General features: G+C 54.0%; 24 protein-coding genes and 1 tRNA gene. 20 read left to right on the top strand and 5 right to left on the bottom strand.

Features of this window, described 5'->3' with window-relative positions; all coding sequences use genetic code 11:
• The first annotated feature begins 15 nt into the window (after positions 1–15).
• The 3 genes from P0O24_RS04560 (at position 16) to P0O24_RS04550 (ending at position 2472) form a co-directional block, all read left to right on the top strand.
• Positions 16–648: a precorrin-8X methylmutase gene (locus P0O24_RS04560; protein WP_316968553.1), complete on the top strand. Its 633-nt coding sequence runs from the start codon at positions 16–18 to the stop codon at positions 646–648.
• The gene (locus P0O24_RS04555; RefSeq protein ID WP_316968552.1) at positions 635–1753 is read left to right on the top strand and encodes a cobalt-precorrin-5B (C(1))-methyltransferase; all 1119 of its coding nucleotides are present in this window, start codon (positions 635–637) and stop codon (positions 1751–1753) included. Before P0O24_RS04560 ends, P0O24_RS04555 begins: the two co-directional genes overlap by 14 nt.
• A gap of 128 nt (positions 1754–1881) precedes the next feature.
• On the top strand, positions 1882–2472 hold the full coding sequence (locus P0O24_RS04550; RefSeq protein WP_316968551.1) for a cobalt-precorrin-7 (C(5))-methyltransferase: 591 nt from the start codon (positions 1882–1884) through the stop codon (positions 2470–2472).
• A gap of 60 nt (positions 2473–2532) precedes the next feature.
• Here P0O24_RS04550 and P0O24_RS04545 read toward each other — a convergent pair whose 3' ends face one another.
• Together P0O24_RS04545 and P0O24_RS04540 are read right to left on the bottom strand one after the other, a co-directional pair.
• Entirely contained in the window at positions 2533–3633 is a 1101-nt protein-coding gene (locus P0O24_RS04545; RefSeq protein WP_316968550.1) for an Ada metal-binding domain-containing protein, read from the bottom strand.
• A 186-nt stretch (positions 3634–3819) separates the two neighbouring features.
• Positions 3820–4347: an autoantigen p27 domain-containing protein gene (locus P0O24_RS04540; RefSeq protein ID WP_316968549.1), complete on the bottom strand. Its 528-nt coding sequence runs from the start codon at positions 4345–4347 to the stop codon at positions 3820–3822.
• A 206-nt stretch (positions 4348–4553) separates the two neighbouring features.
• Between P0O24_RS04540 and P0O24_RS04535 the strand changes: the two genes are divergently transcribed.
• Positions 4554–4814, top strand: a complete 261-nt coding sequence (locus P0O24_RS04535) for a UPF0147 family protein (protein ID WP_316968548.1) — start codon at positions 4554–4556, stop codon at positions 4812–4814.
• Positions 4815–5885: 1071 nt separating this feature from the next.
• Positions 5886–7106, top strand: coding sequence for an ORC1-type DNA replication protein (locus P0O24_RS04530; protein ID WP_316968547.1), 1221 nt, complete (start codon positions 5886–5888; stop codon positions 7104–7106).
• Between the two features lie 202 nt (positions 7107–7308).
• On the opposite strand, the gene P0O24_RS04525 is transcribed toward P0O24_RS04530, so the two are convergent.
• A tRNA-Gly gene (locus P0O24_RS04525) sits at positions 7309–7380 on the bottom strand.
• A 98-nt stretch (positions 7381–7478) separates the two neighbouring features.
• Between P0O24_RS04525 and P0O24_RS04520 the strand changes: the two genes are divergently transcribed.
• Genes P0O24_RS04520 through P0O24_RS04505 form a run of 4 tightly spaced genes read left to right on the top strand, consistent with a single transcriptional unit; the run spans position 7479 to position 8642 of the window.
• On the top strand, positions 7479–7775 hold the full coding sequence (locus P0O24_RS04520) for a hypothetical protein (RefSeq protein WP_316968546.1): 297 nt from the start codon (positions 7479–7481) through the stop codon (positions 7773–7775).
• A 57-nt stretch (positions 7776–7832) separates the two neighbouring features.
• Positions 7833–8231, top strand: a complete 399-nt coding sequence (locus tag P0O24_RS04515) for a hypothetical protein (protein WP_316968545.1) — start codon at positions 7833–7835, stop codon at positions 8229–8231.
• A complete protein-coding gene (locus P0O24_RS04510; protein ID WP_316968544.1) occupies positions 8179–8442 on the top strand; it encodes a hypothetical protein in 264 nt (87 codons plus the stop codon). Before P0O24_RS04515 ends, P0O24_RS04510 begins: the two co-directional genes overlap by 53 nt.
• Positions 8439–8642: a hypothetical protein gene (locus P0O24_RS04505; RefSeq protein ID WP_316968543.1), complete on the top strand. Its 204-nt coding sequence runs from the start codon at positions 8439–8441 to the stop codon at positions 8640–8642. Before P0O24_RS04510 ends, P0O24_RS04505 begins: the two co-directional genes overlap by 4 nt.
• 116 nt (positions 8643–8758) lie before the next feature.
• Here P0O24_RS04505 and P0O24_RS04500 read toward each other — a convergent pair whose 3' ends face one another.
• Positions 8759–8890, bottom strand: a complete 132-nt coding sequence (locus P0O24_RS04500) for a hypothetical protein (protein WP_316968542.1) — start codon at positions 8888–8890, stop codon at positions 8759–8761.
• Positions 8891–8978: 88 nt separating this feature from the next.
• On the opposite strand from P0O24_RS04500, the gene P0O24_RS04495 reads away from it, so the two are divergent.
• The 9 genes from P0O24_RS04495 to P0O24_RS04455 all read left to right on the top strand — a co-directional run bounded on the left by P0O24_RS04495 (position 8979) and on the right by P0O24_RS04455 (position 18578).
• The gene (locus P0O24_RS04495; protein ID WP_316968541.1) at positions 8979–9179 is read left to right on the top strand and encodes an AtpZ/AtpI family protein; all 201 of its coding nucleotides are present in this window, start codon (positions 8979–8981) and stop codon (positions 9177–9179) included.
• 392 nt (positions 9180–9571) lie between these two features.
• Positions 9572–10471, top strand: a complete 900-nt coding sequence (locus tag P0O24_RS04490; protein ID WP_316968540.1) for an NAD(P)/FAD-dependent oxidoreductase — start codon at positions 9572–9574, stop codon at positions 10469–10471.
• Positions 10472–10553: 82 nt separating this feature from the next.
• On the top strand, positions 10554–11537 hold the full coding sequence (locus tag P0O24_RS04485; RefSeq protein ID WP_316968579.1) for an archaeosine biosynthesis radical SAM protein RaSEA: 984 nt from the start codon (positions 10554–10556) through the stop codon (positions 11535–11537).
• Positions 11538–11861: 324 nt separating this feature from the next.
• A complete protein-coding gene (locus P0O24_RS04480; protein ID WP_316968539.1) occupies positions 11862–12725 on the top strand; it encodes a universal stress protein in 864 nt (287 codons plus the stop codon).
• A 1010-nt stretch (positions 12726–13735) separates the two neighbouring features.
• A complete protein-coding gene (locus P0O24_RS04475; protein ID WP_394356690.1) occupies positions 13736–14788 on the top strand; it encodes a DUF1646 family protein in 1053 nt (350 codons plus the stop codon).
• A gap of 43 nt (positions 14789–14831) precedes the next feature.
• On the top strand, positions 14832–15707 hold the full coding sequence (locus P0O24_RS04470) for a universal stress protein (RefSeq protein ID WP_316968537.1): 876 nt from the start codon (positions 14832–14834) through the stop codon (positions 15705–15707).
• Between the two features lie 320 nt (positions 15708–16027).
• Positions 16028–17059, top strand: a complete 1032-nt coding sequence (locus tag P0O24_RS04465) for a DUF1646 family protein (protein WP_316968578.1) — start codon at positions 16028–16030, stop codon at positions 17057–17059.
• A 49-nt stretch (positions 17060–17108) separates the two neighbouring features.
• The gene (locus P0O24_RS04460; protein WP_316968536.1) at positions 17109–17981 is read left to right on the top strand and encodes a universal stress protein; all 873 of its coding nucleotides are present in this window, start codon (positions 17109–17111) and stop codon (positions 17979–17981) included.
• A gap of 123 nt (positions 17982–18104) precedes the next feature.
• Entirely contained in the window at positions 18105–18578 is a 474-nt protein-coding gene (locus P0O24_RS04455; protein ID WP_316968535.1) for a hypothetical protein, read from the top strand.
• A 239-nt stretch (positions 18579–18817) separates the two neighbouring features.
• Here the strand turns inward: P0O24_RS04455 and P0O24_RS04450 are convergent, their stop codons facing one another.
• A complete protein-coding gene (locus P0O24_RS04450) occupies positions 18818–20098 on the bottom strand; it encodes a hypothetical protein (protein WP_316968534.1) in 1281 nt (426 codons plus the stop codon).
• 660 nt (positions 20099–20758) lie between these two features.
• Between P0O24_RS04450 and P0O24_RS04445 the strand changes: the two genes are divergently transcribed.
• Together P0O24_RS04445 and P0O24_RS04440 are read left to right on the top strand one after the other, a co-directional pair.
• Positions 20759–21070 (top strand): V-type ATPase subunit subunit G family protein, encoded by a 312-nt coding sequence (locus tag P0O24_RS04445; protein ID WP_316968533.1) that lies wholly within the window; start codon positions 20759–20761, stop codon positions 21068–21070.
• A 40-nt stretch (positions 21071–21110) separates the two neighbouring features.
• Positions 21111–23027, top strand: coding sequence for a V-type ATP synthase subunit I (locus P0O24_RS04440; RefSeq protein ID WP_316968532.1), 1917 nt, complete (start codon positions 21111–21113; stop codon positions 23025–23027).
• Positions 23028–23086: the final 59 nt, after the last annotated feature.

The raw sequence follows: 23086 nt of genomic DNA, 5'->3' as shown, positions 1-23086 counted from the left end.
GCCGGGGGGTTTTTGATGACCGAGAAGAAATATTCAGATCTGGGGGCGATGACCCCCGAGGGGATGGAGATCTACAACAGGAGCAGAAGCTTCATCGCCGGGATCGTGGGGGATGAGACCCCCGAGGACGGGATCAAACAGCGGTGCGTCATCGCCACCGGCGACCTCGCCGTCGCCGATATCCTCAGGTTCCAGGGCGACCCCGTCGCTGCGGGGCTTTCAGCCCTGGAGGCAGGCGCCCCCATATTCGTCGACATAAAGATGGTGGAGGCGGGGGTGGTGAAGCGGGGACATAAAAGCCCCGTGGTCACCGCCATCGGCAGAGGCGATCGATTGGCCGAGAGGGAGGGGATCACCAGGACCTCGGCGGGTTTCCTGGAGGGAAAAGAGGAGCTCTCCGGGAGCATAGTCGTCATAGGAAACGCCCCTTCGGCCCTCCTAACCCTATGCGACCTCATCGAGGGAGGCGAGGCAGAGCCAGCCCTCGTCATCGGCGTCCCCGTCGGCTTCGTCAACGCCGCCGAGAGCAAGGAGAGGCTCCGGGAGATCGACGTCCCATCGATATCGACGGTGGGCACCAGAGGCGGAACCCCCATCGCCGTCGCCGCGATAAACGAGATCATAAACATGCACCATGGAAGAGAATAGCTCTGAAGAGGAGAGGAGAAGGGCGATAGACCCCGTCTCGGGCTTATCGATACCCACCGACTGGGTCGAGAGGTCCGCCGACCCCGAGGTCTTGGAGAAGGTCAAAAGCGGCCTCTGGGCGCTTCTATCCGACGGGACCCTCCTGCGGCGGGGGCTGACCACGGGGACGACGGCCGCCGCCGCCGCAAAGGGGGCGGTCATCTCCCTTCGAGAACCGGTCCACGAGGTCGCCGTCCTCACCCCGGTGGGGATCAGGGTCGCCGTCGCCGTCGACGGCCGCGACGGATCCTGCTCCGCCGTCAAGATCGGCGGAGACCACGAATCCGACGTCACCGCCGGGGCGGTGATGGAGGCGAAGGCGGCCCCCATCTTGGGGATGGAGTCTGGCGAGGATATGGGACCTGAGAAGTCCCACGGGCCGGAAGAGAAGATCGAGATCGTCGCTGGCCCCGGGATAGGGAAGATCGGGGGTGCGGGCCTCTGCGCCCCTTCTGGGAGGCCCGCCATCAGCCCCTCGTCGAGGGGAGAGATAAAAAGAGCCATCGAGGAGGGGATGGCAGCGGTGGGGATCGGTGCAGTCCGGGTGGTCCTCTCGGTGAGAGATGGCGAGAGGATAGCCGGAAGGACGATGAACCCCCACCTTGGGATCACAGGCGGAATATCGATCCTAGGGTCTACGGGCTTCGTCGAGCCCTGGAACGAGCACCTCGCCGAGAGCCGGGAGGCGGAGATCCTGGAGCCTGACCGGGTGGTGGTCACCACCGGGAGGGTCGGCCTCAAGTACTCGCGGTTCCTCTTTCCAGGACACGTCGCCGTCCTCGCAGGAAACCGCCTAGACCGGATCCGCTTCAGAGAGGACCAGGAGAGCGTCCTCTGCGGCCTTCCCGCCCTCATCCTCAAGTGGGGCATGCCCGATATCCTGGAAGGGACCGGATACGGTACCGTGGCGGAGATGGCAGATCGTGAGCCCGGCCACCCCCGGATCGACGAGGGCCTCCGTAAGACGGCAGAGAGGCTCCCCAAAACGAGGATCATCCTCCTCAACAGGGACGGATCGATCCTGAGGGATAGAGGTCCCTTGCCCGGTGGGAGTTGGCGGAGATAGAGGGAGGAGATGGGAGAGGAAGACTGTGGACGAAGGAGTAGACGGGAGAGGAAGACTGTGGACGAAGGAGGAGAGGGGAGAGTAGAGCTTCGGGGCGAGGTCATGATACGCGGGAGCGAGGTCGCACCATGAAGATCGTCGGAGTTGGAGCGGGCCCGGGGATGCTCACAATGGAGGCGGCGAGGGCCATAAGAGAGGCCCGGCTCATATACGGGTCGGAGAGGGCCATCGATCTCGCGAGAGACGAGATCTATCCCGGAACCGACGTGAGGGTGATCGAAGATTACGGAGCCCTCCGAAAGCTACCCCCCGAGGCCGTCGTCCTCTCCACAGGAGACCCGATGTTAAGCGGCCTCGGCTACCTGGACGGAGACGTGATCCCGGGGATATCCAGCATGCAGGTCGCCTGCGCCAGGCTGAAGGCAAGCGAGCTGAAGGTCATCCCCATAACCGTTCACGGCAGAAGGATGGACCCGGAGCCCATCCTGGCGGAGATCGCTCGCGGTAGGACCGTCTTCCTCCTTGTAGACGACTCCACCGACCTTCCGGGACTCTGCCGGCTCTTGGAGGAGAGGGGCCTCTCCAGGGACGTCGCCGTCTTCACCGACCTCGGCTACCCGAATGAGGAGATCCTCCGGGGGACGACGAGATGCCCCCCGACCTCAAAGGGGCTCGCCTCGGTGATGATAGGAGACCTGGGGTTTGAGAGAACCCCTTAATTTCCACTGGAGCTCCCGCCGACGGGAGCCTCAAAAATAGATTTATTAAAAAAATTATATCTACCCCGGGTTGCAGGCCTTGCAGGGGGAGTAGCCCGCCTCCCGAGCCTCCCAGACGTCGGAGAAGTATACCCTGTTTTCGTCCTTGATCTTCTTGGCCGAGGTGCAGTCGGGGAGGTGATACTTGTCGGAGTTCTTGCTCCCTACATATCGATATTCGAGATCCTCAAAAGATTCCTCTGCTTCAATATTGGCTGGGGTCTCCCGATAGACGGATGCCCCTTGATTTATTGGGACCCCCCGATAGACGGGTGTCTCTTGATGGGGGAGGATCTCTCTATACGCGGCCGTCTCTCGATAGACGGGGGTCGACTTCGAGGAGGCTATAGCTTCATCTGCGGATCTGGAGAGGGTGAGAGGCTCTTTAGACGGTGCCTTAGGTGTAGCCTCCTTGCCATATAGATCTCGGCCATCGTCCCAGATCACGATCTTGGGGCCGTCTTCAGCGATGATGCAATCTCGCCGTTCTGGGAGAAAAAGCCCCCCGGGCTCCTCCACCTCCAGAATGGAGGAATAGCCCCGCTCCGGGGTGAGAAGGCACCTTTCGCGTATATCGAAATCTCTCCTCTCCCCCGGCTCCACCTCCATCATCATGTACCTGGTATTCTCGACGAGCCGATCCCCATCCCAGAGGGTGGCGTTGAGGATCAGATAAGGAAGGGTAGACCGGCCCTGGAGGGTCAGACTTCCCCAGGTCCGAAAGAGGGTGCTGCTTACGGAAGAGTTGAACTCCACGATCGGTGAAATCGATGGCAAATAGGCCGTATCGTCAGAGACCTCCGCGGATCCGTCTTGATCCTGCCCCTCCTCTAAATCCTCGCCGGGGTCGAGGCTGAACTGGTGGCCGGTGGGACCTGAACCCATCGAGTCTGATGGATGCAAAAGGTCCTCCCCGAAATAGGACCCATCTCCGAAGATCGAGGAGCCCATCCGCGAAAGCCAGGGCCCTGCGTCCTCCCGGATCGAGGAGAGGGCAGCCTCCGCCTCTGATGGTAGCCGGATATTGCCCCCTACCTGGAGGTGGAGCAAAGATGCCGAGACTGCCACCAGAAGGACGGAGAGGAGAAGGATCCTCTTCTTGGATAGAAGCTTCGCCGACAATTGTAGACCCCTTTATTTCTACTGGAAAGCCCTTTTCTATTGGAGAGCCCGTTTCTAATGGAGAGCTCCATCCGAATCGGCGGTGGTCGACAAAGCCCTAAAGGCCGATAGATCCACCTCCCTAAAGGCCGTTAGACCCACAGGATGAAGCCCATCTCCGGGGACCATAGCCCTTAAGATCGGCCCTCAATCCCCCAGCCGCTCCAAAACCTTCAGCGCCTCCTTGACGCAATCCAGCTGGGTCATCAGCCTCCCCAAATCCTTTTCATCCCGCATCTCATGGGATATATCCCTGATCTTATGGAGGATGACAGCCTTCAGCTCCTCCAAGGCGAGATCCACCTCTTCTTCAGCCACCATCACCCTGGATCCACCTTCGCGATGGCCCTTCCTCCCTTTTTCTTTGGGCTCCTGAGGCGAAGGCTCCTCAATGGCCGTCCTACCCCCAAAGCCGGACCCTGATCCCTCCCCCCTTCCATCTGCAGGTATGAAACCCCGTTCTCTCATCGAAGAACCCTTTAAAGGCTCAAAAGCGACTTTCTCCCCCATCGATGGAGTCTTTGCCGCCTGTGCCTCCTCAAAAGAGCAGACTGGACATACCACCTCCCCTTTGTAGCGGAAGAAAGGTGCTCCGCAGTCATGATGAGAGGCCAGCATCGTCCCCCCCATCTCCAAAAGCCTCGTTATCCTCTTAATAGCCTCTTCTTCTTCCATCAAAGATCACCAAGCATCGCCCCGTATCATCGGGGATCTACTAGCCTCGACCCACATCATCGGGGATCGAAGGGATCGAGGCTGAATTAAATCGGATTGAAGCTGCCATATGTTTAAATATGACGACCATGACATAATCCTTTGGGACGGGCTTCATCTTTAACCTTTTTGCCGTCTTGAAAGTGTGTCGAAAATGTGGTGATTCCATGGCAGCTGAAAATGTGATTAAGCAGTGCGTCGAAGTTTTAGAGCGCATAATGAGCGACGATACCGTTCCCAGAAATATAAGGCGTTCTGCAGAGAGCGTTAAATCGACCCTTCTCAACGAGGAAGACTCTGAAGCCGTCAGGGCCGCCTCGGCCATATCGATCCTCGACGAGATAAGCAACGATCCAAACATCCCCCTTCATACCAGAACCCTCATCTGGAACGTCGCGAGCCAGCTCGAGACCGTACCCATCGGCTGATCTCGCCGAAGTACCATAGGCCGTAACCCCGATAGGCCGTAACCCCGGAGGCGAGGCGAGGGCAAACCGCCCCCGCGAACTAATTGGATTTACTCCTTTAGGCCAGATTCGATCCTATAGATGCATATCACACCATAAACAAGCCTCTTAGCTGCGTCGGCCATATCGCCAGGGATGCAAAAACCACCTCCTCAAGATCAAACCTAGATCGCCTCAGCCAAAGAAATCAGATCCTTCGCATAAAGCTCTCATCTATTCGCCTCAAGGAAGGCGTTATATGAAGATCCCATATGAAGATCCCATATGAAGATCCCATATGAAGATCCCATATGAAGATCCCATATGAAGATCCCATATGAAGATCCCATATGAAGATCCCATATGAAGATCCCATATGAAGATCCCATATGAAGACCCCTTCGTTTCCACTGCAGCCCCAAAACCCCAACCGTGACCCCGACCCCGGTACCTCCTCGGCCAACCCCCCTACCCCATAATTTCCACTGGAGCATCTGAGATGGTCGACGGGGTCGCGATCCGGGAGTTGATAAAATAATATCAATATTTTTTCATTTTAAATAAAATGATATCGGGGGGCACTACTCTGATATTTCTACTGGAACATCCACCCCCCATAATTTCCACTGGAACTCACCAGGACGTTTATCTCCCATCTTCATGAGAGAGAAAAGGCCGAATGTAGTTGTTGAATCATGAAAGATAGAACCATTTTGCATAAGATCTAATCGAGAAAAGTATACGGAACTGTAGGTCCAAAAATTGTCCTTTGATCGATATGGTTACAGCTACTGGTTTTTATGTAATCATGGAGGGGCCGTAAGTCGCTATCGAGATCGTTGTCATGGAGATCAGAATCTTTAAGTACGATCAGCATATTAGCTACAACCAGATATATCCATATAGTTTTCAAGAAGCACTTTTCCGTATATCCGCCACTCCAGTAGAAACAATGGGGTGGGGGGGTTGCAGTAGAAACGAAGGGGGCCTTACCGCAACTCTTAATAACAGACAGAATGTATTTGCTTTTTGTCTGGGGGGATTTCGTCTTTCATGTCGGGTGGATTATTCGCGGATTTGCTTAAGAAAGGGGAGATATTCGGGTGCAGAGATGTACTGCGGTCGAGTTATACCCCTTCAAAACTCCCCCATCGGGAGGATCAGATCAACAACATGGCGTCCATCCTCGTCCCCGCCCTCCGGGGTGAGACCCCCTCCAACGTTCTGATATATGGGAAAACCGGCACAGGAAAGACCGCCGTCGCCAAGTACGTCGGCTCTGAATTGGAGGCGGCAGGGGGCGGCAACAAATCCAGATGCTCTTTTATCTACATCAACTGTGAAGTCATTGATACCCAATACAGAGTCTTGGCCCACCTGGCCCGATCTTTCGGAAGGGAGGTTCCCATGACCGGCTGGCCTACTGATCAGGTTTACGAGGAGGTGAGAAAGTCTCTGGAAGAGGACCAGCGGATGGTGGTGATGGTCCTGGATGAGGTCGACAAGCTGACGAGGAAGGGGGACGATATCCTCTACAACCTGACCAGGATCAACTCTGACCTGGACAAGGCGGGGGTCAGCCTGATAGGTATCTCCAACGACCTGAAGTTCACCGACTTTCTGGACCCGAGGGTAAAAAGCTCCCTTGGGGAAGACGAGATAATATTCCCCCCCTACAACGCAGAGCAGATAAAAGACATACTGGAACAGAGGGCGTCCATGGCCTTCAAGCCCGGAGTCCTCGCCGAGGACGTGATCCCCCTCTGCTCAGCGCTGGCGGCTCAGGAGCATGGAGACGCCCGGCGGGCCCTCGACCTTCTGAGGGTCTCGGGAGAGCTGGCGGAGAGGGTGGGCTCTGACAGGGTATCCGAAGATCACGTAAGATCCGCCAGGGCCAAGATCGAAAGGGATCGGGTGAGGGAGGTGGTGATGACCCTCCCGACCCAGTCGAAGCTCGTCCTCTACAGCGTCCTCCTCCTGGAGGAGCAGGGGATAAAGAACGTCACAACCGGGGCCGTTTACGGCATGTACAAGCAGCTTTGCCCCCTGGTGGACCTGGATTACCTCACCCATCGGCGGATAGCAGATCTTATCGCAGAGCTGGACATGCTGGGGATAATCCATACCGTGGTGGTGAGCAAGGGGAGGTACGGCAGGACCAAGGAGATATCTCTCTCCATCCCCCTCGCGAAGCTCAAGTCGATGATCCTCGACGATTACCGTCTCAAAGACCTCATCGGCGGCACCTCTTCCCTCCAGAGCAGGTGGGTCTGAAGATACTGGTCTGAATAGATGGATTTGAAGATGCGGATCTTAAGGCGGGAAGAGCCGGTCTTTAGCCATCGGCTTATTACTTTTAGCATCAATAGAGCCATAGGGTCTTCACAGACCAACGAGGCTTGAGGGATCACAGCGCTTCAAGGTATGAAATGGGCGCAAAACAGTTACCAGAAGCGTACCTACCAGAAGCGAAAAGTGCGCCGACCGGGATTCGAACCCGGGTTTAGGCGTTGGCAACGCCTAGTGATGACCACTACACTATCGGCGCTCTGTTGTTGGTCGCCACAGACCCCATAACGTTCCAGCGTAAAAACATTGCGGGTAGATCAGCCCCCTCTCCGGCCCGTTGCGAAGAAGACCTATCAGATGTCATTCGAGGAGGCGAGCCAGAATATAGACATCAACCACCGGGACCAGATGGTCCCGGTGATGAGGTCGATCCTCTCTGACGCGAACCTCAACTTCAATAGGGGCTACGGCTCGAGCAGCAGCGAGAGCCAGAGCAGGACCTACGAAGGCGTGAAGCGCTCCCTGAAAGAGGACCGCAGGTCTCTGATCATCAGCTTCCGGGGTAATAAGCCGGACGGGAAAGGGACCTGGGGCCATGCCGTCCTCGCCTACAAGCTGGTGGCGGTGGAGGGGAAGGACTACAAGCAGGTCTAAATCCACGGCTCCAACACCCTCGTGACGGAGCTGGAGAGCTTGAATTAACCGAGGCCTGTGGCCATACTCTGGCTCGACGGCTTCCTCTACTACTCCGTCCAGAGCGGTGGACAAGAATATGGATCCAGTGACCCCACCAAGATCGCCGCAAACCCCGTCTTCAGGACGATACCCCTGGAGGAGGCAGGCTCCTTCTTCCCAGGTCTGAAGGAGATGACCAGGGGCTTCGTCGATGCCCTGAGGAAGGGGGTAGGTTTGCGGCAGCGGTCCGCTGCCCCGCAGACGCTCTCTTTACCGACCTCGCGGGACGGAGGGGCGGAGGACCGTCGGCGGCCGGGTCACAAACGAGATCCCCGGGGCGGAGATGATCTCGTCGGGGGAGGTGGAGATATACCTCCTCCCGATGGACCTCGAGTACAGCCTCGAGATCTCCGGGACCGGGGCCGGTATGGTTGACCTGGACGTCATCAGCCCCCGGGGGGAGTCCTCAGCGAGGGTCGCGTCCTTCCTGAGCCTTCCGATCGGATCCGGCGGCAAGATCGCCGCCGATATGGGACTTGGCGGAGATATCGAGGGGCTAAATTCGGGGGGGCTCGATCCTCGGCCCCAGCCTCTTGGGATCCATGGACCTCTCGACGGAGACCGCAGCGGAGGGGACGGGCGATGATAGAGATGCAGGATGGGTACTCCCCGGATACGGCGAGATCCTCATCGACGCCCCTCCCGGCGGTTGGGAGGGGGTGGTGCCGGGGGAGGCGATATAAAGGGAAGCGAGAGGATGTAGCGGCAGATGCTCATGACGTCGGCGACCGGCGACCCCCGCCAGGATCTCGGACTCTGAACCTGACCATCTCTCCGACGAGATGATGGCAGAGCATCTCCGCCTCTTTCGCCCGGGGCGACCGCCGAGATATCCAGCCGGATCGGTCAGGACCCCATCCCCTGGGCCTTTCACCCTATCGATCTGGCAGCAACCGGTGGCCTTAGAATAAGAATACGTAGACGAGGAGGAACGCAACAATCGCCACCAGCAGTACGGCGGAGAGGATGGTGTACCTCCAGCGGAGATAGGGGTTCTCTTGGAGCGCCTCTCGGAGGGCCTCATTTCGCTTCATACCATATCGCTGATAGGAAATATTAGATAAATGTGGCGAGCGATTTGGTTCATAACTGGATTATTGAAGAAGGGATGGACCGTCCGAGATGAAGATAGAGAACCTGGACCAGGCGTTCAAGGCCGCATCCGCCGGCATCGAGATGGCGATCGCGATACTGATCGGGAGCGTCATCGGATACGCTGGCGCCAGATTCTTCGACGAAGGCTCCGGCTACATCGGCCTCTTCATCGGAGCGGTTTTGGGGCTCATTTCAGGGACGTACAACCTCTACAGAAGGTACAGGTAAGGTTACAGGCTGCCGAGATCTCATGTGAAGAGATCGCCCCGGGCAATGGCTCAATAGATCGACCATTCGCCGCTGAGGTCGCCTTCGTGACCAGAGACTATCGGACCGAATTTTCAAACTCCTCCATCTTCTCTCCTGCCATAGAGGCTCGTTCTCCAGCCCGGAATCTTCATAACTCTCCGACTTTTCGGACCATACCATTTAAGGCAAAAACCCTCGGGGCCGCTCGAAAAGTCTTAAGCCGATCATCGACGAAGCCTCGACCTTCATCTCCTGTCTCCACCCCTTCTCACCCCGATTACAACAGGTATCTTCTCCTTCGCACATATTTTCTGCACACATTTTATCTATAATCAACTTCAAACTCGATCTTGCGCTGGTGGTGTCCTATCGTGTACGACGTCATAATCATCGGAGCGGGCCCGGCCGGCCTTACCGCCGGGATGTACTGTGCCAGGGGCGGGAAGAAGACCCTCATCCTCGGAAACCTCTACGGATCCCAGCAGTCGATGGGCGGCCTCTACGAGAACTATCCCGGCTTTCCCGACGGAATCCAGGGTATCGAGCTCTCCGAGCGGATGCGCGACCAGGCCGTGAAGTACGGCGCAGAGCTTCATGAGGAGCTGGCGGCTAAGGTCGTATATCTGAGCGGCGTATTCAGGGTCAAGACCGATGGCTGGGAGTACCAGTCCAGGGCTCTGATTTTGGCCACCGGAGCCAGCCATCGCAAGATCCTCATCCCCGGAGAGGAAGAGTACGCCACAAAGGGCGTCTCTTACTGCGCCTACTGCGACGGAGCCCTCTTCAGAAGCAAGACCGTCGCGGTGGTGGGATACGGGAACGGCGCGGCGAGGGCGGTCCTCTATCTGGTGGGGCTCTGTCAGAAGGTCCACCTCCTGAACGTCCGGGAGGAGCTGGTGGCGGAGGCGGTCTACCTCGACAGGATCGGGAGGCTGACCAACCTCGCCGTCGTTGAGGGGGTAGAGCCGATCCGGATCCTGGGGGACGGGTTCGTTACTGGGGTCGAGTTCAAGGCTAGAGGTAGGGTCCGCACCCTCGACGTGGACGGGGTCTTCGTCGAGATGGGGGTCAGTCCCAACGTCGAATTGGCCGCCGACCTCGGCGTCGAGCTGACCAAAGGCGGTTTCATAAAGGTGAATCGATTGACCCAGGAGACGAGCGTTCCCGGGGTCTTTGCGGCGGGGGACGTCACCGGCGGGAGGATGCAGGTGACGACGGCCGTCGGCGCTGGGACCTCCGCGGCGATCAGCGCCATGAGGTATATACAGTGATCTCCAATGTATGCAGCGGACCCCATTGGTCTCCAACGTATCCAATAATATCCATCAATATGGATGAATCCGGTGGTGAAATATCACGAAGAAGAGGCGAGAGAGGCCTGATCTCACCAGGCCTGTAGCCGTCTGGCGGTCAAGAGACCTCCTGGACGGGGAGGCGGCAGGATCTCTGACCGTGATCCTGAGGACGAGAGGATGCAGGTGGCGGAGGTGCGCGATCTGCGGCTACCCCTCGGAGGGGGCGCCGGCGAGCGCGGAGGATCTCACCGTCCAGTTCCGGGCGGCAACAAGAGACCTATCCTCCGAGGATCGGGTGGTCAAGATATACACCAGCGGGAGCTTCCTCGATCCCGAGGAGGTCCCGGAATCGGTCCGGGGCCGCATAATAGATGCCCTCGCCGCAGCCGGGGTCGAGAAGCTCGTCTTTGAATCGCGCCCCGAGTACATAACCAGGGAGCTGGTGGAGGCCTCTGCAGCAGAGATCAGGACGGAGGTGGCCATCGGCCTTGAGAGCTCCAGCGACATCGTCAGGGAACACTCCATCGGTAAAGGGTTCACCTTCGCTGATTATAAAGAGGCTGCAGAGGCCGTCCGCCGCGGAGGCGGATCTGTCAAGACGTACCTCCTCCTGAAGCCCCCCTTCCTCTCCGAAGCCTCGGCGATAGCCGACGCCCTCCGGTCTGCCCGGGATGCGACGGCTTCCTCGGACGTCATCTCCCTCAACCTCACCAACATCCAGAGGGGTACTCCCCTGGAGAGGATGTGGCTGGTCGGCGACTACCGCCCCCCGTGGCTCTGGAGCGCCGTCGAGGTCTTGAAGGGCGTCTCCTCCGTCCCGATCATCTCCGATCCGGTGGCGGCGGGGACGAGGCGGGGTCCCAGAAACTGCGGCAGGTGCGACGAGGCCGTCGCGAAGGCGATAAGGGAGCACGCCCTCACCCAGGATCCGGGGGTCTTCGAGGATCTCGACTGCAGCTGCAAAGCCGCGTGGAAGAAGGTCCTGGAGCTGGAGGACCTCGCCTTCGGATCTCCCCTGGAATCGGATTCGAGGAGACTTTAAAGCCTATCATCTTCTCAAAATGGAAATCAAATCTTCAAGCCTGGGCTTGGGTTGATCATACAGGTTCTTCGGGCGATAGTTCATAGCGACCTCGATTTTCGAGCTCCGGTTGTTCGGGATCCGAGGAGAGCCCCTTTTGTTTTCGAGACGGTCCTCGTCCTGCTATCCTCCCGCAGCTTCGATGATATGCCTCCGAAAAATATCTTTTTATGGTCGGCAGATTGAAATATAACGGATTGGATATCAGCTCTCGAAGTAGCATATGCGGCTATCGAGGTATATTTAGAGCGCAGATCTAGAAAATTATAAGGAGGTACGATAAGAATGTTCGAAACGGTTTTGGTTCCCACGGACTTCTCTAAATATTCAAATAAGGTCCTCGAGTGCGTCGGCGGATTGCCGGGTGTTAAGAAGGTCGTCCTTCTGAACGTCATCGGTCCTGCAGACCCGTTGGCCAGGATCTGGGACCCTGGAGCCAGGCTGAAGGAGGCCAAGAAGAAGCTGGCAGATCAGGCGAAGCTTCTGGAGGCCCAGGGGCTCGAGGTCGAGCAGAGGGCAGAGCCGATGCTGGAGGGGGAGATATTCAGGAAGATCCAGGCGGTATCCGAAGAGGAGGGGGTCGACCTGGTGGTTATGGGAGCTCGCGGGAAGGGCTTCCTCCAGAACATATTCCTCGGGAACGTCGCCAAGAACGTATTGAGGTATGGGGACAGGCACCTCCTTCTCATGCGCTATAAGATGCTGGAGGGCGGCATAGATCTGGAAGAGCACTGCGCCATGATAACCACCAAGATACTCTGCCCCACGGACTTCTCTGAACCTTCAGAGGAGGCGATCCGCCTCCTCAAGGGGATGGGGGGCGTCCGGGAGGTCGTTCTCCTGAACGTCGTCTTCAGCGGGGAGAGCCAGGATGAGGTTGATGCCAAGATGAAGGAGGCTAAAGAGAAGCTCACCGTCATCAAGGAGGAGTTCGAGAGAGACGGCATCAAGGCCTCCGTCCGGGTCGGGATGGGAGACCCTGCTGAAGAGATCATAACCTTGGCCGAAGACGAGGAGGTCTCCTTGGTAGCCATGAGCTCCCGCGGCAAGGGATGGATGAAACAGCTTCTGGTCGGCAGCGTCGCTTACGAGGTATCCAAGAACGGCACAAGGCCCGTCCTAGTTTTGAGGGCCCGCAAAGCTTCCTGAGCCTCCATAATCATGGCGGGGATCGCGCCCGCAGGGCGATATCCACCCCTTGAATCGGCTGCGAAGCGGGGTGGCGAGGGCTTCGCGCCCGGGGCGGGTGCGGCGAGGCGGTCGCAAAGGCGATAAGAGGTCGCAGCCAGGAAGCTGAGGTCGTTGATGATTTCGACAGCTAGTGACCTTCTATCCCGGCGCAAGCCGCCAGAGCTGGGGATCCGCAGCTTTCGGGCGCCGCATTTAGGAGAGCCCTAAATTGCCCTCCCGAAGATGCGATCTCACGAATTTCTCTGCGCCAACCCGCCAGAGATCGTGGTATTTTTAATTTTTATTTTAATACTATATCTCTGAAAACCTTATTTTTATTCGAGACTTTGAAACGACACGGATCTTGATATCCGGCAATTTTTGAATCTATTGTCAGTTTCTTTCTTTTAACTCCTCTTTTCAGACCATAATATTGTTCACCTCTTCGACTTGAGGTCTGTATCATGATAAATCATCTCCATATCGTTTTCGTCATTTAAAATCATAACAGATCTCTCTTGACCATAAAAAATTTAAAATTGCTTTTTATATCATTATTAATCGTTATGCACACGTTTTTGTCATTATAAATCGTTATAATAGCCTGTTCATGCTTATAAACAATTATAACGGTTTTTTTGTCACTATTAATCATTATAATCGTTTATTGACCCAAAAGGACTTAATATCAGGAGTTTAAGAGGGCGCGGTTAGTTGGAGGGTATATATGTCTGACATGAAAAAAAAGCGGTCCCCAGGAAAACGGCTTCTGTATCTATTATGCGCCTCGGTTGTATTTCGCACAAAGTGGCTTGGAGGCTGCACTTCGTGGACCAGATGGATCTCGGGTTCCATCCCAGACAAACCGACCACCGAAAAGAGGAGATCTCCATCTCCCAAAAACATAGGAGAGTCGCAAAAGGTGTAGAGTTGGCAATAGCTGCGAAATCTCGTATGAATCAGATATAAAGTATGGAGGAATGGATTTTATGGTGAGTACAGTCGACATGGGTTTGTTCTGCATATTCTTGCTGGTGCTGCTGTGCCCATTTTTCATAAAGAAAGTTGAAGAGCAGCTTGAAGCCTTCCTTTTTGTTATGGGCGTGTCTGCGGTTACCATAGCCAACGCCTGGCATTTGGAGCTGGTGATCGAGGCCGTCGAAGAGCCGATCATGAAGGGGATAGTCCCTGCGGTGCTGGTGGCAGGCCTGATATTCTACTACGGAAGATCTCATGCGAAGCGGATAATGGACGTCCTCTTGGATAAGATCCCCCTTAAGATACTGGTCTTCCTGATAGTGGTGATCCTGGGCCTATCTGCAAGCCTCATCACGGCCATAATCGCGGCCCTGGTGCTGGTAGAGGTGGTAAGCCTCATGCCCCTAGATCGCAATACCAAAATAAAACTCACGGTGGTAGCCTGTTTCTCCATAGGTCTTGGAGCAGCTCTGACCCCGGTGGGCGAGCCCCTCTCCACCATAGCCATCACCAAGCTGCAGGGCCCGCCGTATCATGCCGGTTTCTTCTTCCTGCTCGAAAACATCGGCGTATATATTATCCCAGGGGTGCTGGCCTTCGGCATATTGAGCGCCTTCATCGTCGGAAAAAAGACGGATGTTAAGGAGACGGATATCTTTGCGAGAGGCGGTGACACTCTCCGGGACGTGGGTATCAGGGGTGCAAAGGTATACCTCTTCGTGATGGCCCTCCTGCTCTTGGGCAGCGGCTTCAAGATCATCATAGATACTTACCTGATCCACATACCCGCGATGATCCTCTACTGGGTCAATATGTCGTCGGCGGTCCTGGACAACGCCACCCTGACGGCGGCGGAGATCGGCCCTTCCATGGATATCTTCCAGATCAAGGCCATTCTGATGGGGCTTCTCGTCTCCGGAGGGATGCTCATCCCCGGTAATATCCCAAATATCATATCTGCAAACAAGATGGGCATAACCAGCAAAGAGTGGGCTCGCACCGGGGTCCCCATCGGCCTTGTGGCGATGCTGGTCTACTTCGTATGGTTGTTCTACCTTCATTGAACGAGGAGCTGATGTCCGAGGATAAACTGATGCTAGGAGGGTTATGATGTTCGAAAAGGTGTTAGTTCCAACAGACTTTTCAAAGTATGCGCAGAAAGTCATAGAGTGCATAGGGGATGTTCCGGGGTTGAAGGAGATAGTGCTCCTTCACGTGGTGGATGCCACCCATCCCTCAAAACGGGGATGGACCCGGGGACCCAAAGTCGAAGGAGCCAAGATCGATCTCGCCGACATAAAAGAGCGGCTCGAGAACCTCGGCTTCAAGGTCACCCCCAGGCTGGAGGTGATCACCGAGGCGGACGTATCCAGGACCATTCAGAGGGTTGCGGAAGAGGAGAAGGTCTCTCTGATAGTGATGGGTGCTTTGGGAAAGGGCCGCGTCTCAGGGATCCTTCTGGGGAGCGCCTCGACGGGAGTTGTCCGTTTCAGCGACAAAGACACCCTCATCATGCGCTACAAGATGCTGGAGGGGCTTGAAGGGGCAACCTACGAGAAGTTCTGCCCCATGATATTCTCTAAGGTCCTCTGCACCACAGACTTTTCGGAGGCTTCACAGTCTGCGATCTCCACGATCAAGGGTCTGAAGGACGTCGTCGGAGAGGTCATTTTGGAGTACGTCGTCTCCAAAGGAGAGACCCAGGAGGAGATCGAGGGCTACGTCGCAGAGGCGAAGGAGAAGCTCGCTGAGATCAAGGAGGATCTTGCAAGCTCGGGCCTCAAAGTGAGAACCCACGTCGATGTGGGCAACCCCTTGGAGCAGATAACGTCCCTGGCCACGACGGAGGATGTATCTCTGATCGTTATAAGTTCCCAGGGCAAGGGCTGGATAAAGCAGATGATGGTGGGAAGCACCACCTTTGATGTCGTGAGGACCGCAGAGAGGCCGGTACTGATCGTGAGATCTAAGAAAGCCGCTTAGATCTCAAACCCGTTCTTTTTATCGTTCAAGGGGTGCTTCGCTACGGACTCGGCATCGGGGCCATCAAGATCCCAGGGGAAACGCTTTCTGCATCTATTACGCGCTGCGATAGTTTTCCCCCCGAAGGGGCCTGAAGGCCGGAGTTCGTGGACCGGATGGATCTCGGATCTTCTCCCAGACGAATCGACCATTGAATTAAGGGTATCTCCAACTCCTAAAAACATAACAGAGTTGCAAGGTTGTGATGTTAGTAGGAGCTGTAAAATATCACAGTAATCGGATATAATGCGCAAGGAGTCATTATGGTAAGTACAGTCGACATGGGTTTGTTCGGCATATTCTTGCTGGTATTGCTATGCCCATTTTTTATAAAGAAGGTTGAAGAGCAGCTTGAGGCCTTCCTGTTTGTTATGGGCGTGTCTGCGGTTACCATCGCCAACGCCTGGCATATGGAGCTGGTGATAGAAGCCATCGAAGAGCCGATCATGAAGGGGATAGTTCCGGCGGTTCTCGTCGCGGGTCTTTTATTCTATTACGGAAGATCTCACGCGCAGAAAATAATGAACGTCCTCTTGGATAAGGTCCCCCTTAAGATACTGGTCTTTCTGATAGTGGTGATCCTGGGCCTATCCGCAAGCCTGATCACGGCCATAATCGCAGCCCTGGTGCTGGTTGAGGTGGTAAGCCTCATGCCCCTTGATCGCAATACCAGGATCAAACTCACGGTGGTGGCTTGTTTCTCCATAGGTCTTGGAGCAGCTCTGACCCCGGTGGGCGAGCCCCTCTCCACCATAGCCATCACCAAGCTGCAGGGTCCGCCATATTACGCTGGCTTCACTTTCTTGCTAGAAACAGTAGGCATGTATATTATCCCAGGAGTGCTGGCCTTCGGCATATTGAGCACCTTCATCGTTGGAAAGAAGACGGTCGTAAAGGAGACGGATGCCTTTGCTAGAGGCGGTGACACTCTCCGGGACGTGGGTATAAGGGGTGCGAAGGTATACCTCTTCGTGATGGCTCTCCTGCTCTTGGGCAGCGGCTTCAAGATCATCATAGATACTTATCTGATCCACATACCCGCGATGATCCTCTACTGGGTCAATATGTCGTCGGCGGTCCTGGACAACGCCACCCTGACGGCAGCGGAGATCGGCCCTTCGATGGATCTCTTCCAGATCAAGGCCATTCTTATGGGACTTCTCGTCTCCGGAGGGATGCTCATCCCCGGTAATATCCCGAATATCATATCTGCAAACAAGATGGGCATAACCAGCAAAGAGTGGGCTCGCACCGGGGTCCCCATCGGCCTTGTGGCGATGTTGGTCTACTTCGGGTGGATATTCTACATTTAGATTCCGAGGGGCTGATGTTTGAGGATAAACTGATGCTAGGAGGGTTACGATGTTCGAAAAGGTGTTAGTTCCAACAGACTTTTCAAAGTATGCGCAGAAAGTCATAGAGTGCATAGGGGATGTTCCGGGGTTGAAGGAGATAGTGCTCCTCCACGTGGTGGATGCCACCCATCCCTCAAAACGGGGATGGACCCGGGGCCCCAAAGTCGAGGGAGCCAAGATCGATCTCGCCGACATAAAAGGGCGGCTTGAGAACCTCGGCTTCAAGGTCACCTCTCGGCTCGAGGTGATCACCGAGGCGGACGTATCCAGGACCATTCAGAGGGTTGCAGAAGAGGAGGAGGTCTCTCTGATAGTGATGGGTGCTTTGGGAAAGGGCCGCGTCTCAGGGATCCTTCTGGGGAGCGCTTCAACGGGAGTTGTCCGTTTCAGCGACAAAGACACCCTCATCATGCGCTACAAGATGCTGGAGGGTCTTGAAGGGGCAACCTACGAGAAGTTCTGCCCCATGATATTCTCTAAGGTCCTCTGCACCACAGACTTTTCTGAGGCTTCACAGTCCGCGATCTCGACGATCAAGGGTCTGAAGGACGTCGTCGGAGAGGTCATTTTAGAGTACGTCGTCTCCAAGGGAGAGGCCCAGGAGGAGATCGAGGGCTACGTCGCAGAGGCGAAGGAGAAGCTCGCTGAGATCGAGGAGGATCTCGAAAGCTCGGGCCTCAAAGTTAGAACCCACGTAGACGTCGGCAACCCCCGAGAGCAGATCACGTCCCTGGCCACGACGGAGGATGTATCTCTGATCGTTATAAGTTCCCAGGGCAAGGGCTGGATAAAGCAGATGATGGTGGGAAGCACCACCTTTGATGTCGTGAGGACCGCAGAGAGGCCGGTACTGATCGTGAGATCTAAGAAAGCCGCTTAGATCTCACCTTTTTGATTCAATTTATTATATTATTTGCAATTACATTTAAATTCGGCAGAGCAAGGCGCAAATCTTAACTATTAAGAATGATAAAATAGGCTCCAATTAGGTAGGTGGTAAGAGATGCACAGCAAAGAGAGATCGGAATCAAACAAGAAATTCCTGCAGACTAGAATCTCCAAATGCTTCTTATTTGTACTTTTAAGTGGGATCGTATTTCGTACAACGTGGCTTGAAGGCTACTCAACGCGTCCGAAGTGGCTTCCATCGGCTGTGCCAAATAAAACGGTCGTTCATATGAAGAGAGACCTTCGAATCTGGGGCTCAGTGATCGTGGCCATAGGCATCTCTGGCATCATGCTCTCCGGATTTATGGACCCCGTTTGGGGCATAGTTCTGGTGATCTTCGGGGCATCAGCGCTGGGCATTCAAGAGCGGAGCATGTTTGTACCCCTTGGAATGGCCTTGATCTTTGCAGGTCTCATAAACGTTACCGTAGGTGGGTTTGGGATCGAATCGATATTTGGACTCCTGCTGATCGTCTTGGGTGCACAGGAGATCAGAACTATCAGGACTTATGGCTCAAAGGCAGCTTGACGCAAATTTCTGATCCCAAGTGAGAAGCAGTTGTGATCCTTCGATCCATCTGGCCTCATAATTAAGGGGTTGAATTCAACCCCTCCCTCAATTTTTCCCACAGGGGCATATGCGGGGATTTGTGACCGGGTGCTGGTTCCAGATGGTTTGCATATCGGGGGTATAACCCAAATAAATTCATCTGCAGCGTTTGCCGGAACCAGCACCGGGATTGCGGCTTCTTGCGAGAGACTAAAGCTTTACCATCCCCTCGTTTTTATCAGCAGGAGGTCTTTGCTTCCATCACCATAAGACTCCGTCGCCCCCGTGATTATGTAGCCCCCATCGGTCGTTTCGTCGACTGCATTGGCCCAGTCATTGCCTTTTCCGCCGAAGGTCCTGTCCCACTCCTTATCTCCTTTCGAGTCGGTTTTAATCAGCCAAACATGACTTTTGTCCGCCGTATTTATCAGCCAGGATTGCAATGCGCCCTCATCGTGTTCCGTTGTATATCCTGCGATGATATAGCCGTCATCTCTTGTCTCTTTGACATCTATCCCCTCATCAAAACCTGGGCCGCCAAACGTTTTCTCCCATTCTTTGGTACCGTTTGAGTCCGTCTTGATCAGCCAGACGTCTTTGCTCCCATTCCCGTAAGATTCTGTGCTGCCTGTGATGATGTAACCGAGATCCTTCGCCTCGCGGACAGAGAAGCCAACGTCTTCGCGGGGTCCGCCGTAGGTTCTCTCCCAGAGCCCGCGACCTCTCGGATCCGTTTTTACTAGCCAGATATCGCTACCTCCTGCACCGCTGGAGGTTGTATATCCTGTGACGATGTAGCCCCCGCCATCAGTCTCCTGGACGGATGATCCTTCATCAAAGCCGGATCCCCCGAAGGTTCTGTCCCAGGCTATATTTCCCTCCGAATCGGTCTTGATGAGCCAGAGGTTCACATTTCGAGGGGTCTTCACCAAAAATGCGTTATTAAATCCGGCGCCATAAGATTCTGTGCCGCCTGCAATGATGTAGCCCCCATCGGCGGTTTGCTGGATCGCATTGGGCCAGTCATTACCCCGTCCACCAAGACTCTTATCCCATTCTGGGTTCCCTTCGGAATCGGTCTTGATCAGCCAGATATCATAATCTCCGATCATATGCGGTTTTGTAGCACCCGCGATGATGTAGCCACCGTCTTTCGTTTCTTGCACCATAAAACCAATATCTTTGCCCATCCCGCCAAATGTCCTCTCCCAAAGGGGATTTCCCTCCGAATCGGTCTTGATCAGCCAGATCTCGCCTATTCTTGAAGCCTTTATCATCCAAGAATAAGCGATGTTCTTCTTGTGAGATGTTGTGCTTCCCGTTAAGATATATCCTCCATCGCTTGTCTTTTGGACCGATGTTCCCACATCTTCACCGGCGCCGCCGAAGGTTCTCACCCAGCCGTCTTCCTGAGTTGTGGGTTCATTATCTGCTAATACTGAAGAAATCACTAGCAAATAGAATACTCCGACAACCAATCCCTTCTCGATGATCGCCACAATTAACACCACCTGCAATTAGTTCTTCATTATCAATAATGATCATTATTAATAGTGATAGTATAAGTGTTTTTTGTTTGCACAACGCACCGCCCGATCAACAAAAAATAAACTATAAAAGATTATTATTATATCATGTCATCAGGCCGGCCATTTTTGCTGACATACGAGATTTTTTCTAAGATTAACACTTTTTTGTAATTTTTTCAGTATATTGCAGCAATAGTAAAGAAATCCATTTCAAGATAAGCTATATTATTGAATCCTCCTCGATCAATAATCAAATAAATGATAGTCACAAGTATCTAAAGTATTAATTTATACATATTTCCAATTCCCACCAAAAAATAGCGCTTTGGCATAAATAAAATCCATATAATCCATTTAATATCGCTGTATTTGAAAATCCTGAAAATATTTGCTGAACTAATCTTACAGGAATTCATAGATAATTTTTGCCTATTAAAAGCGGGTTTACAGATCAAAATGTCTTCAATTATCACGATTAATAATTATAATTGTTAATGAGAACGTTCATTTAATAATCACGTGCGTATTCTCCTAACCAAAAAGGTTTAATATGTGATTTGACACGTATAATCATGATGGATCATAATTTTGGTGTTAGAATTGTTGTGGTCCGTCGTTAGGGGGACTGCAATGGTCTTTGAGACGCTGAAGATGGTGAAAGGGGCGGAGAGGGAATCTCTATCCAAGCTCGAACGCGCCAATAAGGACGCCGAAGAGCTGGTAATCAAGGCGAAAAAGGCAGCAGAGGAGCTGGTAAACAAGGCGATTGACGAGGCAGATGCGGAGGTTGAGTCGTTTATTGAAGATAAAATTTCAGAGGCAAAGAGATCCGCCAACGAGATTATCACGGAAGGTGAGCGCGAGGCACGACAACTTGCCGAGCGGGCCCAGTCGAAGATTTCAGACGCAGGAGAATTTGTAGCGTCAGAAGTTATCGGGTGATCAGATGTTTCGACCAGTCCAGATGCGACGGTTACATATCGTGGCATTGAGCAAGTACAAGTACCCCCTTATCAAACGGCTCCATGAGCTCGGCGTCGTTCAGATGACCGACGTAGGCAGGACGATGGAATCACCCGAATGGGAGCAGATTCTAGAAAATCACCCATCAGATCCGACTATACGGCAGATAACCGCCCAGGTCATGTCTTTTAACAAAATCCTCGACTTTTTCGAATCAATTTCACCGCTTCCCGAGGACAACTTCTTCAAGATGCTCTTCAGCCCATCACCACCCAAGAAGATGGCAGCTGAAAATGTCTATGGAACGAAACTGCTGGAGGGAGCAGAGAGACTTCTAGAAGAGGTTAATGCGGCTATAAGGGAGCCGGAAGAGCGCCTGAACAGGGTAACTTCGGAGCTCAATGAAATCTCCACCAAGGTGGAATCTCTTGAGAAGATACGAGATTTCAGGGTTGATCTGGCGGATGTCGTTAAAACGGATCATCTCACCGTTCAGATCGGCATCGCGCCTAAGGAGCAAGCCAGTGAGATATCGAGCAAGCTCAAAGAGGTAACCAATGGGGTCTGCTACATCGGATCTCAAGATATCTCACAGATCGAATACGTCGTATTGGTGGTGGCTCTCTCAGAGGCCTCGAAGGAAGTCTCAGATTCTCTGAGAAGGCTTGGTTTCGAGAAGATGGATGTGAGCGGGCTCTCAGGAACTCCTGCGGAAGCGCTCTCGAAGCTTGGTGAACGAAGAGCATCTCTCGGTTATGAAGAGGAATCTCTGAGGTCTGAGATCACAAAACTGGCTGAACGTTGGAGGGAAAAGCTGCTGGTACATCGGGAGCTTCTTCAGATTGAGCGTGATAGGCTCGACGTTCAAACCAACTTCATGAGGACCGATGAGACCTTCATCTTAGAGGGGTGGATACCTGCAAAATCCATCAATTCCGTAAAAGAAGAGGTATTGAAGGTCACCAAGGGATTCTCTGTGGTCAAGGAGACCAACCCGGATCCTTCTGAGGGTGATATTCCAGTATACCTTCAGAATCCGCCGTTCATCAGACACTTCCAGGTGCTTACGGAGCTGTACGGGCGTCCCAAGTACAACGAGATCGATCCGACTATCCTGCTAGCGCCGGTCTTCATGCTCTTCTTTGGGATCATGCTAACAGATGCCGTATATGGCGTGATGATGGCGCTACTGGGATTGCTGATACTTCGAGGCGGTGGTAAGTACAGCTCATCGGTCAAGGATTTCGGCGTCATCTTTGCAGCGATCGGGTTAGCGACGATAGGATTCGGCATCCTGACGGGGGGGTATCTAGGCGACTTTGCGTTGAAGTATCTTGGAATATCAGCGCTTAGACCTATAATCTTCGATCCGATGGTTGACGTGCAGCTCTTCTTGATTCTTGTTCTGGTGATCGGGCTGATCCATCTGAACCTCGGACTCATCATCGGGTTTAAGGAGAACGTCCGGCAGAAGCAGTACAAAGATGCCTTTGGAGATCAGTTCTGGCTCTTCTTATTGCAGATCGGTCTTGCGCTTCTCATGATAGATATGAAGTCAATAGGCGTGGGTTTGATCTTGATCGGCGTCGTACTGGTCGCCATAGTCCACGGGCCGCTCTTCTTCTTCGACATCACAGGATATCTGGGAGATGTGCTATCATACGCGAGGCTTCTGGCTTTAGGTTTGGCCACCACCGGGATAGCGATGACCGTAAACATCCTATCAACCATGGTGGAGGGAGTTCCTATCATAGGAATCGTGCTTGCGGCTATCGTCTTTGTCATCGGGCACATCTTCAATTGGGGGATGAATGGTCTAGGCGGCTTTGTACACGGGATAAGATTGCACTATGTAGAGTTCTTTAATAAGTTCTACGAGGGCGGTGGATCTGAGTACAGGCCTTATAGGATGAGACGGGAGCTGACCAAAGAGTAGTTGTTTGAATTATGGTTGAAATATATTGTGACGATTGGTGCGACAGAAACGTTGGTTAT

Origin of the sequence: Candidatus Methanocrinis alkalitolerans (genome assembly GCF_029167205.1) — an archaeon.
In the GTDB taxonomy this organism is placed as follows: Archaea; Halobacteriota; Methanosarcinia; order Methanotrichales; family Methanotrichaceae; genus Methanocrinis; species Methanocrinis alkalitolerans.
Note: the sequence above shows the minus strand (reverse complement) of the source record. Positions and strands in the feature narration are given on the sequence as shown.